The sequence below is a fragment of the Thermodesulfobacteriota bacterium genome (genome assembly GCA_040754335.1).
Classification (GTDB): domain Bacteria; phylum Desulfobacterota_D; class UBA1144; order Nemesobacterales; family UBA2774; genus 2-12-FULL-53-21.
The window spans coordinates 140,876-156,000 of record JBFMCV010000002.1; the positions used below are offsets into that span (position 1 = coordinate 140,876).

14 protein-coding genes are annotated in these 15,125 nt (G+C 55.2%); 9 read left to right on the forward strand and 5 right to left on the reverse strand.

What is annotated here, in order from left to right; genetic code table 11:
• Window positions 1–137 precede the first annotated feature (137 nt).
• Entirely contained in the window at window positions 138–1,055 is a 918-nt protein-coding gene (locus AB1598_04010; protein MEW6144167.1) for a polyphosphate kinase 2 family protein, read from the reverse strand.
• A gap of 182 nt (window positions 1,056–1,237) precedes the next feature.
• Here AB1598_04010 and AB1598_04015 point away from each other — a divergent pair, with 182 nt between their 5' ends.
• Window positions 1,238–2,317, forward strand: coding sequence for an AI-2E family transporter (locus tag AB1598_04015; GenBank protein ID MEW6144168.1), 1,080 nt, complete (start codon window positions 1,238–1,240; stop codon window positions 2,315–2,317).
• A gap of 264 nt (window positions 2,318–2,581) precedes the next feature.
• Here the strand turns inward: AB1598_04015 and AB1598_04020 are convergent, their stop codons facing one another.
• Complete coding sequence (locus AB1598_04020) at window positions 2,582–2,947, reverse strand: IPTL-CTERM sorting domain-containing protein (GenBank protein MEW6144169.1); 366 nt, start codon at window positions 2,945–2,947, stop codon at window positions 2,582–2,584.
• 207 nt (window positions 2,948–3,154) lie between these two features.
• On the reverse strand, window positions 3,155–5,818 hold the full coding sequence (locus AB1598_04025; protein MEW6144170.1) for an ATP-dependent DNA helicase: 2,664 nt from the start codon (window positions 5,816–5,818) through the stop codon (window positions 3,155–3,157).
• A 126-nt stretch (window positions 5,819–5,944) separates the two neighbouring features.
• Here AB1598_04025 and AB1598_04030 point away from each other — a divergent pair, with 126 nt between their 5' ends.
• Window positions 5,945–6,868, forward strand: a complete 924-nt coding sequence (locus AB1598_04030) for an NAD(P)-dependent oxidoreductase (GenBank protein ID MEW6144171.1) — start codon at window positions 5,945–5,947, stop codon at window positions 6,866–6,868.
• Window positions 6,869–6,951: 83 nt separating this feature from the next.
• Complete coding sequence (locus tag AB1598_04035) at window positions 6,952–7,176, forward strand: hypothetical protein (protein MEW6144172.1); 225 nt, start codon at window positions 6,952–6,954, stop codon at window positions 7,174–7,176.
• 66 nt (window positions 7,177–7,242) lie between these two features.
• Here the strand turns inward: AB1598_04035 and AB1598_04040 are convergent, their stop codons facing one another.
• Window positions 7,243–8,091, reverse strand: a complete 849-nt coding sequence (locus AB1598_04040) for a glutaminyl-peptide cyclotransferase (GenBank protein ID MEW6144173.1) — start codon at window positions 8,089–8,091, stop codon at window positions 7,243–7,245.
• A 203-nt stretch (window positions 8,092–8,294) separates the two neighbouring features.
• Here AB1598_04040 and AB1598_04045 point away from each other — a divergent pair, with 203 nt between their 5' ends.
• The 6 genes from AB1598_04045 (at window position 8,295) to AB1598_04070 (ending at window position 13,973) form a co-directional block, all read left to right on the forward strand.
• A complete protein-coding gene (locus tag AB1598_04045) occupies window positions 8,295–9,128 on the forward strand; it encodes a hypothetical protein (GenBank protein ID MEW6144174.1) in 834 nt (277 codons plus the stop codon).
• Between the two features lie 81 nt (window positions 9,129–9,209).
• On the forward strand, window positions 9,210–9,887 hold the full coding sequence (locus tag AB1598_04050) for a metal-dependent transcriptional regulator (protein ID MEW6144175.1): 678 nt from the start codon (window positions 9,210–9,212) through the stop codon (window positions 9,885–9,887).
• Window positions 9,887–10,843, forward strand: coding sequence for a zinc ABC transporter substrate-binding protein (locus AB1598_04055; protein ID MEW6144176.1), 957 nt, complete (start codon window positions 9,887–9,889; stop codon window positions 10,841–10,843). Before AB1598_04050 ends, AB1598_04055 begins: the two co-directional genes overlap by 1 nt.
• A gap of 83 nt (window positions 10,844–10,926) precedes the next feature.
• Window positions 10,927–11,715: a metal ABC transporter ATP-binding protein gene (locus AB1598_04060; protein MEW6144177.1), complete on the forward strand. Its 789-nt coding sequence runs from the start codon at window positions 10,927–10,929 to the stop codon at window positions 11,713–11,715.
• 1 nt (window position 11,716) lies between these two features.
• Window positions 11,717–12,862, forward strand: a complete 1,146-nt coding sequence (locus tag AB1598_04065) for a metal ABC transporter permease (protein MEW6144178.1) — start codon at window positions 11,717–11,719, stop codon at window positions 12,860–12,862.
• On the forward strand, window positions 12,852–13,973 hold the full coding sequence (locus AB1598_04070) for a metal ABC transporter permease (protein ID MEW6144179.1): 1,122 nt from the start codon (window positions 12,852–12,854) through the stop codon (window positions 13,971–13,973). The genes AB1598_04065 and AB1598_04070 overlap by 11 nt, the downstream gene beginning before the upstream one ends.
• A gap of 12 nt (window positions 13,974–13,985) precedes the next feature.
• Here the strand turns inward: AB1598_04070 and AB1598_04075 are convergent, their stop codons facing one another.
• Window positions 13,986–14,843: a tetratricopeptide repeat protein gene (locus AB1598_04075; GenBank protein ID MEW6144180.1), complete on the reverse strand. Its 858-nt coding sequence runs from the start codon at window positions 14,841–14,843 to the stop codon at window positions 13,986–13,988.
• Window positions 14,844–15,125 lie beyond the last annotated feature (282 nt).

Below are 15,125 nucleotides of genomic sequence, written 5' to 3' on the forward strand. Positions count from 1 at the left end.
GCCATATATTTGTATTTTTTTGCCAATTATTACAGGAGATTATCGAATCGGATCGGAGAGTGGAATGTCGTTTGTACTAAATCAGGACAGAGGATGCATAAGAGGCGGATTATAGTGTCTTCGGTTAACTCCGTTTTCTATTTTTCGTTTTCCAGCCTCACTTTAGCGTCAGCGAGCTCTTCGAGCTTCTTCTCGTCCACCTTCGGGTACTCGAGATCGAGCGAATCGAGCGCGGCGATGATCGCTGCGGCGACAGCAAGACGAGTGAACCATTTGTTGTCGGCCGGTATCACGTACCAGGGCGCTTCCTCGGTGGCGGTGTTACGGATCATGTCCTCGTATGCCTTCATGTAATCGTCCCAGTAGGCGCGCTCCTTGACGTCATTCGCTGAGAACTTCCAGTTCTTCTCGGGTGTATCGATCCGCTCCATGAAGCGGCGTTTCTGTTCCTCTTTCGAGACATGAAGGAAGAATTTCCGGATTACGACGCCGTTCCGCGTCAGGTACCGTTCGAAGCTGCGGATATCCTGATACCTCTCTTTCCAGATTTTCCGCGTGACCAGCTCTGGCGGTATCTTCTGACCGGCTAGGAATTCCTGATGGACCCGCACGACGAGCGTTTCCTCGTAGTATGAGCGGTTGAAGATTCCTATGTTGCCTCGGTTGGGCAGAGATTTCATGGAGCGCCAGAGGTAGTCGTGGTCGAGCTCTTCTGGAGAAGGCGCTTTGAAGGAGTGGACCTGGCAGCCCTGCGGGTTGACACCGGACATTATGTGCTTGATAGCGCCGTCCTTTCCCGCGGCGTCCATTGCTTGAAGTATGATAAGCAGGGACCACCTGTCCTGTGCGTAGAGTTTGTCCTGGAGCTCGGCGAGCAGCTGTACCCCCATAGCCAGCACCTCCTTGGCGCGGGGCTTGTCCTCCGACTCAAGGTGGAGCGTGTCGCCGGGATCGATCTGTTTCAGGCGGAACTTGGAGCCGTCCGTGATGCGGAAAGGCTCGGCGAACTTGCGGGCCCTCTTCCTCAGGTCTTTATTTTTGATATCTTGCGCCATAACGGATCAGCTTCGGGAATTGTTAACGATAGTTCTCGGTGCCCTCTCAAATGGTATTATGTGTTTATTTGTTCTATCAGTCAACCGGCCTTTCCGGGCAAAAGACGGCATTTTCTATCTTCACTTTTCTGTTTCCGGAACCTTGACTTATAGGAATAGCTATTTAGAATGGGGGCATATGCATGAATATCCCTGACCGGTCCAACGAAAAGGCGTTTATAGAGAGAGCGCTCGAGTCGACAATCAGGATAGGACTCGTTCTTCTCCTTATATACTGGTGTTACAAGATCGCACAGCCGTTTATCCTGACGATTTTCTGGGGAGTAATTATTGCTGTTGCAATCAAGCCGGTCTACGACCGGTTGAAGTCATCGCTCGGCGGACGCGGCAACCTGGCAGCAACCCTGATAACGCTGCTCGTACTTGTTCTCCTGATTGTTCCGACCTATATGCTTTCCGAATCCCTCATCGTATCTACGACGGAATTCCTGGGACATCTCAAAGAAGGCACGCTAAGGGTCCCTCCGCCGTCTCAAAAATTGAGCTCCTGGCCGTTAATCGGCAAGCCTTTATTCGAGTTCTGGAGCCTCGCCTCTGTCAATCTCGAGGCTGCAATAATGAAACTGGCCCCGCAAATTAAAAATATAAGTTCGCCGCTGCTTTCCTCTGCAGCAGGTTTAGGTGTCGGAATCCTTAAGATGCTGGTCTCGATTGTTATTGCGGGCGTTCTGCTCGCAAAAGCCGAAGGAGGCAGTCAAGCCGCGCATTCATTTGCAAGGCGGCTGAGGTCGGAGCGGGCCGATGAAACCGTCCAACTCGCGGCGGCGACTGTGCGAAGCGTCGCATTGGGCATTCTGGGCGTAGCCCTGATACAGTCGCTCCTGGCGGCGATCGGCTTTATCGTCGTCGACCTGCCCGGGGCGGGGCTATGGGCTCTGCTTATATTGATCGTTGCTGTCGTGCAGCTTCCTACTATCTTAGTCCTTGGGCCTATCATCGTCTACGTGTTCTACACGCACAGCACGGCAACTGCGATCGTATTCGCGGTCTGGTGCGTGATCATCGGGTTAAGTGATAACGTCCTTAAACCGCTCTTGATGGGCCGCGGGGTCGACGTTCCCATGATCGTTATCTTCATTGGAGTGATAGGAGGATTCATCTCATATGGTTTTTTCGGATTATTCGCCGGAGCATTCGTTTTCGCGCTCGGCTACAAGCTGTTCTTGTCATGGCTCAATCAGAGTACGCAGAGTGACGCCTGAACGCTGTAATATTTTTCAGTAGATGTTGTCCACGGGCAGGAGACGATGCAGTTCGGAATCGAATTGTTTATTAAAAGGAACAAAATAGAGACTTAAGTTGACCTGCCCCCCCTCGGTATTCGATTAGATGAAATTCGGTCGTGGGGTATGTAATTAAAGCGGAAGCCGCGAAGAGGATTTTTTACAAGAAGGTGAGGAGATGAGATAGAGATAGGGGTGGACTCTCTCATCGATTTCCCGCTTTTGATCTTCTGTTTCTTTATATCACTTCGCTTTTAGAACGTATCGTTTCCTGACTACGAACAGGCTGAACAGCCCCAGCGCTCCTGCCAGAACGATCAAGCCCCACTCGTTGAACGTGGGAATCGAATGAAATTCTCCTATGCATATATTGCTGCACAATTCCAGAGCCTCGTCAGCGCATTTAGTGTCCCAGCCTATCTCACAGCAGACGCTGTCGATTGCGCAGACGGCATCCTGACATGCCTGATCATCGCATCCGAGTCCGTCATGTGCAAAGCAGCAGTTGCTCCCGCCCTGGGTGTATCCCGTTTCAGTAGCTGATAATAAGAAAGTACACGTTAAAAGAAAGAACACGGCCGATGCTAGATAACCATTCCTGTTTGACATAACTAACCCTCCTTAAGATGCGTTTAACCTTACAATTCACAGGCAGATCACCATTGTCGGGCGGAATTAGCGTATACATCCGATTTGAGGATTAGACAGGACGCCTATCACGATTATAGCAAATCCGGACTTTACGATCAATCTTCATTTATTTGCCCGGCGAGATAGGATTTTTTAAAAGTTGGCGGAGGTGATGCGTGAAACAGTTCAGACCTTCCTCTCCCTCATATACTGCTCGACGATGCTCCGCCAAAGGGGGTCGTTGATCTCGGCTTCGAGTATCTCGTGGAAGAACGATTCCGGGTCCTTTTTCCATCTGAGCAAGTTGCCTACCTTTTTCGTGAACGTCTCGAAGGCGGTCTTTCTCGGCTGCTGATCGTCGAGCACGCACTCTATCGTCCCCGTATTCAGCGCCGATCTCAGACCGACGAAGCCGATCGAAACCTTTACCTTGTCCGGATCGAGCCCGTTCGCGAGACAAAACGCACGCTTGTAGGCCTCCAGCTGCTGTCTGTGCTCAGAGCCTTTATCCGTATTCCTGTCCGTTTTCCAGTCCACTATCAGGTACGAGTCCCCGTTCCTGAATACCGCGTCGATAAAGCCAGCGAACAGTAACTCCTCCTCCGTATCTATAATGCCGCCGAGAGGGACCTTGAAGCTCATCTCGGTCGCGTGACTCTCGGGATATTTAAGCCTTATCGCGTCAAGGAGGGTAGTGATATTGGTCTTGAATGGTTCGAGGTCGGGTGCGCAATCGCTTTGTCCACTTTTTATGAGTTCATCAGCAATGGCATGGACACTTAGACCTGTCGAAAGGGATTTCGTGTCCTCCCTTAACCGAAGGATGTATTTAACCAAGAACTCATAAGCCGTTTTGTTGTTGATGGAGGAAAATGATATGCTGCCAAGCGAGACGAAGAAATTTTTGACATAGTCCGTGAGCCAGCTCTCCTTTCTTTCGAGGAGATCCTTCGCACGCTCGAACTCGCCGCTTACGAAGCACGTGAACGCTTTCTTCCGGGACTCATCTAAATCCATATCCCTCGCGGCGCTCACCTCGATACGGCCCTCCGCTGCATATGCGTTATGGAATTCGGAGAATTTCTCGGTCACTACGGCGAGCTTCCTTTTCGCGCGCGTAAACGCGACGAAGTTTATGCGGAGGGTCTCTTCTTCGAGCTCTTCCTCGGCGTCTATGCCTTCGAGCCTGAGTATCGATTCGACCACTTCGTCCTGATAGTTCGATTTGTCGGGAGGAGTAAACGGCGCGTAGATTACCGTGTCGTACTCTTTCCCCTTCGCTTTGTGGACCGTCGTGAGCGTGATGCCGCTATCCGTCTCGATCTCGTCCGAAGTGAGGTCGGCAGTGCGGAGGTACGCGAGGAGACTCTCGCGGTTCATGTCCTTTAAGAACCCGAGCGCTTCCTGAAAAGCGTCCTGCAGGTTTATCGCGGCCGTGAAGTATTCCCGGCCGTAGGGAGACGCGGCAGGGATTATCCTCTCGGTAAAGAGCCTGTTCACATCCTCCATCGAATTGAGCGTGCCCCTCTCCGCCATGAAAACGGGTACCTTCTCGCGGAGCGTCTCCATAGTGGCGTCGCGGTCGTCGAGAATGTCGAACGCGTCCTGTAGTGATACAGGGGAAAACGGCGTGACGAGGGCGTTCTTGATTTCGTCTATGTTATTGCTCAGCATCCCTCTCAGATATTTGATAATGCTCGTCCTTGCCTCGTTCGAGGCCGTGAGGAATGTCGAGGAGAAGGGTATGTTCTCCTTCGTGAGCTCCCTCGATATCTCCATGATCTGCCCGTTCGTACGTGCGATTACAGCTGTGGTGCCATTTCCCTCCGCTGATGATTTCAGTATCTCGGCTACCGCGCATGGTATTAGTTTCCTCTCGACGTGATATATGACGGGTTTTTCTCCCCCGAGCCCCCCCGCGCTTTTTAATTCGCTGAGCTCCCTCCCGTGGGACTCGTCTTTCGTTTTCGATACGAAATACTCCCTCGCATAGGCGAGTATCTCGTCCGTGCTCCTCCAGTTCTCGGACAATATGAAGTGCGAAGATTTTTCGAACAGGCTGAAGTTGAGTATGGAGCCGCCCTGGAACCCGAATATCGCCTGCTTCTTGTCCCCTACAGCGAAAAACCGCTTCCCGGACCTGATCGCGATCTCGGCCTCCATCCTGTTCACGTCCTGTAGCTCGTCCACGAGAACGATCTCGTACCTGGGTATATCCTCGAGCCTGAGAAAATTTATGAGCAGGTCGGCATAGTCCATACCCCCGCCTTTCTTCACCTCCTCGTACCGCTCGAAAATCTTCACGAACTCCCGTGCGAATATCTCCTTCTCTTTCTTGCTTATCTTTTTATCCCCTTCGAGCATGGGTAGAGTTTTTTCGAGATTTATCTTAGCGGGGGTTATGCCGAAAGATTTCAGGTACCGGATCAGGTTCTCGACCTTGGGCACGATGGTGTCGATGAGGTGGGACGAGGCGTAATTGAACACTTCCTCGTCGGCGAGATATTTGTAGACAGTGAACCTGAGCAGGTTCGAGGAGACGATATTGCCCCGCTCCAGGTTCTCGAGCGCGTACGAATGGAAGGTGTAGATGTTGAGCTTCGAGAGGTCGGGCTTGATGCCGCTTTCGGTAAGGAGACCGATTATACGCTCCTCCATCTCCCTCCTTGCCTTGTCGGTGAACGTGAGGCAGAGTATCTCTTCGGGAGGTATGCCGTCCCTGACCGCTTTAAGGTATTTGCGGGAAAGCAGGAAGGTTTTCCCCGTGCCAGGATTAGCGGTGACGAGCACGTTGCCTTCCGCGTTCAGTATCTCCTGCTGCTTGGGTGTAGGGCCGGGTGTTCCGTTCATGGCTCTGGTTCTTCTTGATCGAATTTAGTTTCCCATAGGCACGGCATAAAAACAATTCCGGGCCCCTTCATACTTTACAGTGCTTGCGTGAATTGATATTATCCCTCTCTGAAGGAGGTTCGGGAAATGGCCACTATAAGAATAAGCCCGGGCAAAACGAGGATAGGGTGGATAGGGACGGGCGTCATGGGGGCGTCCATGTGCATGCATATCGTGAAAGCCGGTTACCAGACCACGGTGTATAACAGGACGAAAAAGAAGGCCGAAGGGTTGATGCAGGCAGGGGCGGCGTGGGCGAAATCGCCCAAAGACGCAGCCTCGAAGTCGGACGTTATATTCACAATCGTGGGGTTCCCTCACGACGTTAGAGAGGTCTATTTCGGGAAAGAAGGCATATTCGAAGGGCTCCGGAAAGGGAGCGTCGTCGTGGATATGACAACGACAGAGCCTTCGCTTGCCGGGGAGATATATTCCACCGCCAAAGAGGCCGGGGCTTCCGCAATCGACGCGCCTGTCTCGGGAGGGGACATCGGGGCGAGGGAGGGGAGGCTTTCCATCATGGCTGGCGGAGACAGCGAGACATTCGATGCGGTAATGCCGCTTCTCGGGCTCATGGGGAAGAACATCGTATATCAGGGAGTGGCGGGGCTCGGACAGCACGCGAAGATGTGCAACCAGATAATGGCGGCTTCGCTCATGATAGGCATGTGCGAGACGCTCCTCTATGCATACAAAGCGGGGCTCGACCCGGAGACGATGCTGATGTCGGTCGGCAGGGGGGCGGCCGCGTGCTGGATGCTCGATAACCTCGCGCCGAGGGTGCTGAAGAGGGACTTCAGCCCGGGGTTCTACGTCGAGCACTTCATAAAGGACATGGGGATAGCATTAAAGGAAGCCGAGAGGATGAACCTCGTCCTGCCGGGACTTTCTCTCGTGAGGGAGCTCTACGTGGCGGCGAAGGCGCAGGGGCACGGGCGCAAGGGAACGCAGGCGCTCCTCCTCGCCCTCGAGAGGATCTCGGGCATAGAGAGAAGGGGCGGGAAAAAATAAAAGGCACAAGATCGCCGAACGGTGGTATATTATGCGGTGGATGCGGGGCGGATAAAAACTAGCCGAACGAGGTTTAACCGACTATGAAAGAAATTCTTTTCGCGATTCTGCTGTCAGCTTGCCCGTTATGGATATCCTGCGCGACTCTCGACGCTCCTTCCGAGCCCGCGTCGACCGATACACTCGAGGACAGGGCCGAGCCGGCCTATCTCGAGGACAAGTACAACCCCGAGGTCGAGGAAGAGATCGAATCCGACGAGGCCCCGCTCGCGACGGAGGAAATGGAAGACAAGCCCCTGTTTAAGTAGAAGCTCTTCTGCCGGCTCAGCCGCGTCACAATAACACGCGCGGGACTGCATCCGCCGTGGTTGCTTTCATTCCTTCGGTACGATCTTTATCTCGAACAGCCTGGGCCAGAGCTTTCCCGTCACGTAGAACTTTCCGGTCTCTTCGTCGTACGCCAAACCGTTTAGAACGTCGACTTGATTTTTTCTGTCGGAATCGCTCAGGAGGCCGCCCAGTTCGATCCATCCCGTCACGCGCCCAGTCGCGGGGTCGATCCTCGCCACTCTGTCTTCGCCCCAGACGTTTGCGAATATCTCGCCCTTTACGAATTCGAGCTCGTTCAGGCGAACGACAGGGCCCTTGTCGTCGTATACCTCCAGCCTGCCGCTCTCCTTCAGGCTCCAGGGGTCGAGGAAATAGAGCGTCGCGCTCCCGTCGCTCATGACGAAGTTCCTTCCGTCATACGTGATGCCCCATCCCTCGGTCGGGTAGCTGAATTCTTTTATGGTGTCGAACGTTTCCAGGTCGTAAACGAAACCCTTGTGCGATTGCCACGTGAGCTGGACTATCCTCTTCCCGTCGGTCGCTATTCCTTCGCCGAAATATTTGCCGGGGAGCTTCCGTTCTTTGAGCACCTTTCCAGTTTTGAGTTCCACCTTTCTCAAGGAAGACCGTCCTCTTATACCGGTTCCTTCATAGAGCATGCCGTCCCGGATAAAGAGTCCCTGTGTGAAAGCGGATACGTCGTGGGGATATGTTTTTATAACCTCGTAACCGAAAACCGGGACTCCTGTATCTTCCGCGGCGCCTGCCGTGTATGGGGATACAGGGAAATATATGAAGCAGGGTGCTGATATAAAGACGACGGTGACCAGCATGAGCGAGAGCGGAGAAAATTTATTCCGTGACGACTTGAGCAGTTTGTTAATGTAGGACATGGCTTATAGCCCATATATATTAGCCGGTTTCTACGAGAATTTCCCGGGTTTTCTTTCCGGCGTATTGACATAATATCGGGTCTGATATATTTTAGACTAGCCTAAAAATAATCTTAGTTGCTTATAAGTACTAATTTTAGGATGAAGGTTACATTTTGCTTCGATAAAGAGGGTGAAAGATGCTTGGATCGGATATATTGCGTATGGAATGTTCTATAAAACGGTTCGCCGCTCTAGTGTGGAGCGCAAGGAGAAGAGCAGGATCCGTTTATAAACGCGGGTTCGTAATCCCCGTCCTGCTGGCGCTCCATTTTCTTGCGCCGGCGAACGAAGCCTCCGCCGTGGGTGGAATTTCGAACTCGAAGGTCATAGTGCCGAGCACAGACACGGTACCTGCAATACATGTCGAGGTAGAGCCCTTTTTCTCTCTCGAATTCGAGGACGACGGAAACCATACGGTCAGGTTCGGCGGCGGGCTCAGGGTCACTCCGGGACTCTTCGAAAACCTGGAAGCCGGAGTGAATATAAATTACCTCAACGTCGAGGACTCGGGATTAATACGGGCGGAATCTGATTTCGGCGACATTGAGGCCGGAGTGAAGTTCAGGTTCCTCGACGAGGGAAAGGGCATCCCGTTTTCGCTGGCCTATCAGGGTGGCGTTACGTTCCCTCTGGGGGACGGGGCTCTTTGGGTCGTCGAGCCTGGCGGGCTCATACTGACGAAGAATTTCACGGATAAATTTTCGATGGACGCGGACTTCGTCTTCGGGATCATAGAGCACGGCTCATGGAGTTTCGTGACCGATGTCGGCTTCGGTTATTTCCTAACGCCATGGCTGCAGGCGGTTGCAGAGGGTGCTTATGCTTACGAGGACCCCGACGAAGGAGCCGGTATTTCCGTCGTAAACATCACGGGTGGCTTTACGGCTACTGCCGCCGAATGGTTAACCGTTATCGTGGGAGTTACTCCGGACGTTTATACGAAGAACGCCGACAAGCTGGTCGTGGTCTCGGCCGCCTTCACCTTCTTTTTCTGACGTCGACCTCCCTTGACAGGACCGGATATCAGCAATAAAATATTTTTAGGCACGGCTAAAATCACTTTTAGGAGTTTGTAAATGTATACGGAATCGATCGAGGATTACCTTAAGGCAATCTACGAGATACAGAAGGAAAAGGGGAAGGTCTCGACGAACGCTCTTTCCGAGAAGCTGGGCGTAGCGCCGGCTTCGGTGACGAGCATGATAAAGAAGCTTTCCGAGAAGAAGCTGCTGACGCACAAGCGTTATCAGGGAGTGAAGCTAACGCAGGCGGGGCAGAAGATAGCGCTCGAGGTGATAAGGCACCACAGGCTCATCGAGCTTTACCTCGCGGAAGCTCTCGGCGTACCCTGGGACAGGGTGCACGAGGAGGCTGAGAAGTGGGAGCACGTTCTGTCAGAAGACCTCGAGGACCGCATGGACGCTGCGCTCGGGCACCCGACTAGGGACCCCCACGGCTCACCAATCCCGAGCAGGGACGGCACGATTATCGAGCTCGATGCCATCCCGCTCGCCGACATGAGGCCCGGGCAGTACGGCGTAGTTGCCGAGGTGAGCGACCACGACCCGAAGCTCCTCCGCTATATCGGCAAGATGGGGCTTTATCCGAAGGCCAGGGTCAAGGTCGTGTCGGTCGAGCCTTTCAGAGGGCCGATCACGCTCAAGGTAGGGGACTCAAGCCACGTGCTCGGCGCGGAAGCAGCCCAGTACGTATTCATAACGGACGTAAAGGGGAACCCGGGGGAGGCGAGCTGATGAGGTACGCCGGAATTATTTTATCCATTTTACTGCTTATAGGACTCGCTTCGTGCTCCCGCGAGGGAGGGGACGAGGGTGTGAAAGAAAGCGCGGACAATGGTGTGATAAACGTAGTCGCGACGACAGGGATGATAGCGGACATAGCGCAGGTCGTGGGCGGGGAGCATGTGAAAGTCAGGGGGCTTATGGGTCCGGGGGTTGATCCCCACCTTTACAAGGCGAGCGCGGGCGATGTAGCGCTCCTTTCCGGAGCCGACCTCATCTTCTACAACGGACTTCACCTCGAAGGCAAGATGTCCGAGATATTCGAGCAGATGAAGAAGCGCGGCATCGACACTGTCGCGGTGACGGACGGCATCGACAGGAGCCTCCTCGAAACCCCTCCGCAATTCCAGGGGAACTACGACCCCCACGTCTGGTTCGATGTCACGATGTGGATGACGGCGGTCGAAACAGTCAGAGACACACTGATATCTGAAGACCCCGGGAATGCGGATTATTACAGAAATAATACGGATGCGTATTTGAAAGAGCTTTCCGCATTGAACGAGTATGTGGCAGCGAAGGCGAAGCTCCTCCCCGAGGATAAGAGGGTGCTGATCACGGCGCACGACGCGTTTAACTATTTCGGGAGGCGCTACGGTTTCGAGGTGAGGGGGCTTCAGGGCATAAGCACCGTGGCTGAAGCGGGGACGCAAGACGTCCAGAACCTGGCGGCATTCATAGTCGAGCGGAAGATACCGGCGATATTCGTCGAGTCCTCGGTCCCTCCGAAATTCATCGAAGCAGTACAGGCGGCCGTGCAGGCCAGGGGGTTCGACGTGAAGGTCGGGGGGTCGCTTTATTCGGACGCCATGGGCAACCCCGGCACCCCGGACGGTACCTACATCGGCATGGTCCGCCACAATATCGATACGATAGTCGGCGCTCTGCTCGACGGCGGGCAGTCGTAACTGGGGCGGCTTGTCATGCGTATGAGACGGAGGGGGATTAATATGCATTTGCGCGATCTTAAAGCGGGTGAGGGAGCTGGGATATGAACGGTGAAGCCGCAATCAAGGTGGAAGACCTCACGGTCGCATACGGCGAGAAGCCGGTCCTCTGGGACGTCGACCTGACGGTGCCTTCGGGGGTGCTGATGGCCATAATAGGGCCTAACGGCGCCGGGAAGACGACGCTCATTAAAGCGGTGCTCAACCTCGTCAACACAGCTGCCGGACAGATCCTCATATACGGCGATAGCTATGCGAAGCAGCGCCGCATCGTGGGCTACGTCCCCCAGCGCGGGAGCGTCGACTGGGACTTCCCTACGAACGTGAAGGACGTAGTAATGATGGGACGGTACGGCGCCCTCGGATGGGTGAAGAGGCCCGGAAGGAATGAGCAGGACATGGCGCTCGCAGCGCTCGAGAAGGTAGGGATGTCGCGCTTCGCCGAGCGTCAGATAAGCCAGCTCTCGGGCGGGCAGCAGCAGCGTGTGTTCCTCGCGAGGGCTCTCGTGCAGGACGCCAGCGTATATCTCATGGATGAGCCCTTTCAGGGTGTGGACGCGACTACGGAGAGGGCGATAGTCGCGCTTCTCCAGGAGCTCCGCGCCCAGGGAAAGACGGTCGTAGTGGTGCACCACGACCTCCAGACCGTGCCCGAGTATTTCGACTGGACGGCGCTCCTTAATGTGCGGCTTATTGCGAGCGGCCCTGTGGGCGAGGCGTTTACGGAGGAGAACCTTCGCCTCACTTACGGGGGGCGTGTGTCGTTCTTGAGGCGCGGGGATATGAACGGCGCCCCCGAAGCCGAAAAGAGGACGGGGGAAAGAGGTATCTGACGTGGACGTGCCCGGGCTCTTTTCGGACCTGTTTTACGATTACACGCTCAGGACCATAGCGCTCGGCTCCGCGATACTCGGCATCGTGAGCGGGGCGCTCGGCTCATACGCGGTCCTGAGGAAGCAGAGCCTGCTCGGGGACGCGATGTCCCACGCCGCGCTCCCGGGGATCGCGCTTGCGTTCCTCCTTACGGGGAGCAAGATGCCTCTCGTCCTGATAGTAGGCGCAGCTCTCGCCGGATGGATCGCCACGCTCTTCATAATGAGTATAGTGAACACGACGAGAGTGAAGTACGACACCGCCCTCGGCATGGTGCTGTCCGTTTTCTTCGGCCTGGGCCTCGTGCTGCTGACCGTCATACAGAAGAGGCCCGACGCTACCCAGGCCGGCCTCGACAAATTCCTCTTCGGGCAGGCTGCGGCGCTCCTCGAAAGAGACGTCGTCACCATGGGGATGCTCGGCGCGTCCGTAATTTTGATAACCGTGCTCTTCTGGAAAGAGTTCAAGCTCCTCTCTTTCGACCCGGATTTCGCTTCGACGCTCGGCTTCCCCGTAAGGCTGCTCGACGTACTCCTTACTACCTTGATAGTGATCGCAATAGTGCTCGGCCTCCAGACCGTCGGCGTGGTGCTCATGAGCGCCATGATCGTCGCCCCCGCCGCCTCGGCGAGGCAATGGACGGACAGGCTGGGCCTGATGATAATTCTCTCCGCATTTTTCGGATCGCTCGCAGGGATAAGCGGTGCGCTCCTGAGCGCGAGCGTGCCGCGGCTCCCGACGGGACCGACTATCGTGGTCTCGGTCAGCGTCATAGTTGTTGTATCGATGCTCTTCGCCCCCAGGAGGGGCATCCTCTGGAGCTGGTGGAGGGAGAGGCGGCAGAGGGGGAGGCTTCGTCTCGAAGGGATACTGGAAGACCTCTACTCACTTGCGCTCGATCACGAGGACCCCGAGCACGCGCACTCTCTTTCCGTCCTGAAGCTGATGAGCGCGGGGAAGGGCGGCGTCGAGAAGAGCCTGGAAATACTGGGCGACAGGGGCCTCGTCCGCGCTGTCGGCCCGGGGGAATGGGCGCTTACGAAAGCGGGCATCGAGGCGGCTGAGAGGACGATAAGCGAGAGGAGCGGAAAGTCCGATGAGCGGTGAGCAGATAGAGATCCACGTAATAGCCTCGATCGTCGCGGTAGCGTGCGCCATGCCGGGCGTTTTCCTCGTGCTGAGGCGTATGGCCATGATGAGCGACGCGATTAGTCACGCAATACTCTTAGGAATAGTGCTCGCATTCTTCCTCGTGGGCGATCTCGCGTCGCCGCTCCTCATCGTAGGAGCCGCGCTCTCGGGCGTGCTCACGGTGAGCCTCGTCGAGCTCATAAACAGGACAAGGCTCGTGAAGGAGGACGCCTCGATAGGTCTCGTATTCCCCCTCCTCTTCAGTATAGGCGTCATCCTCATCGCGCGGTACGCATACAACATACACATTGACATAGATGCCGTCCTGCTCGGGGAGCTCGCATTCGCCCCGTTTGACCGTCTCTTCGTCAACGGTCACGACCTGGGGCCCGCTTCCCTGTACGTCATGGGCGTGATACTTGTGCTGAATCTCGCATTCATCCTCGTCTTTTATAAGGAGCTCAAGGTAGCTACTTTCGACGCCGGACTCGCCGCGGCGCTCGGTTTTTCGCCGGGGCTCATACACTACGGCCTCATGGGGCTCGTATCCGTCACGGCAGTGGGGGCCTTCAACGCCGTGGGCTCGATACTCGTGGTCGCTCTCATGATAGCGCCCCCGGCGGCGGCCTACCTGCTTACGGACAGCCTCCCGCGCATGATCCTGCTGAGCGCGCTGATAGGGGTCGTGAGCGCGGTATCCGGCTTCTGGGCGGCGATACTCCTCGACGCGAATATTGCAGGTTCCATGGCTACGGCGTCGGGCCTGATATTTCTAGTCGTATTCCTCATCGCTCCCGGGCGGGGTCTCGCGGCGGCAGCGATGAGGAGAACACGCCAGAAGCGCGAGTTCGCGGGAAGGATGCTCGCCATACACCTCCTCAACCATGAGGGCACACCCGAAGAGGCGCGCGAATCCGAGATAGCGCACGTCGAGGAAACGCTAAGGTGGAAGGGAGGGTTCACCAGGAGCGTCGTCGGTTATTCCGTGAAAAGAGGGATGGTGCTCGTCGAGGACGGACGCCTGAGACTTACCGAGAAAGGCAGGGAGTTCGCGGGCAGATCAGTTGTGGAGGAGTTCATTGCCTGAGCTGTGCTTAACTCAGTCGGAGATTTCTTTTCTCTTTAAAAGCTGGAGTATGAGGCCGAGCAGTATGACGCCTTTTGCGCCGTCGTCGTCTTCCTTGAGCGACTGTATATAGTCCATGTTGTCCTTCACCGTTTCGTCGTCAGGGGATATCTTGAGCGCCGTCCTCAGCACGTCGAGCGCCTCGTCATACCAGCCCTTTTCCGCGAGCGAAAGCGCAAGCGCATTATACGCCGGTATGAACTCAGGCGAGAGCGATATGACCTCTTTGAACTTCGCAGCCGATTCGTCTATCCATCCGAAGTCGAAATAGCAGTTACCTACCGACATGTGCGCCCACGTATCCGCCGGGCAGGCTTCCAGGTGTTTCCTGAACTCATATAGCGCTTCTTTGGTCCACCCCATGTCGAAGTAGCAGAGCCCCGTCTGGTATCCGATCTCGTCCTTGATGTAGTCGATGTCGGAGTCCGATTCCCTGCACTCCTGGAAATAACGGAGCGCGTCTTCGTAGAGTCCTATCGACCTGTAGGTCAGCGCCATGTGCCATTTCGCTATGACGTATTCGGGGTCGAGCTCGAGAGCGGCGTCGTACGCGCGGAGCGACTCCCCTTGCCTTCCCATCCTCGAAAGCGTTATGCCGAGCTGGGTCCAGATGTAAGGGTCTTCGGGGTTGAGCTCGACGGCCTTCCTGAAATAGGAAACGGAAGACTGAAAATCCTCCATCGCGTCGTACGTGAGTGCGAAGGAAAGGTAGACGTCCGGGTCGCGCGGAGCTATCTTGACCGCCTTCGCCAGCTCTTTGAGAGCCTCCTCGAAGCGGCCCGCTTCCTTATAATCGTCTGCCTTGTTTAAGAGCCTGTCCAACCTTCCCATTGAACGTTCCGGCCGGCCTTCGGCGCCGGCTCAATTAAATCATATTTATTGTGATTGAAGTTGTCAACATCCGAAACTTAAATTATTTATTTTAACTTGGTGGAGGGTTTGTGGACATCCGGGATTTGTTGAATTTGCCAATGAGAATTAAGAGTTAGAAGAGGAATATGAAATGGAGTGTGAGGAGCGGCCGGGCCTCTTGTCAGTCGCCCTAATCGGGGTCAAGACTCCGGAGCGCTCATGGATTCCTCTCAGGGCTGACCCGCGACATCTGATTTGCAT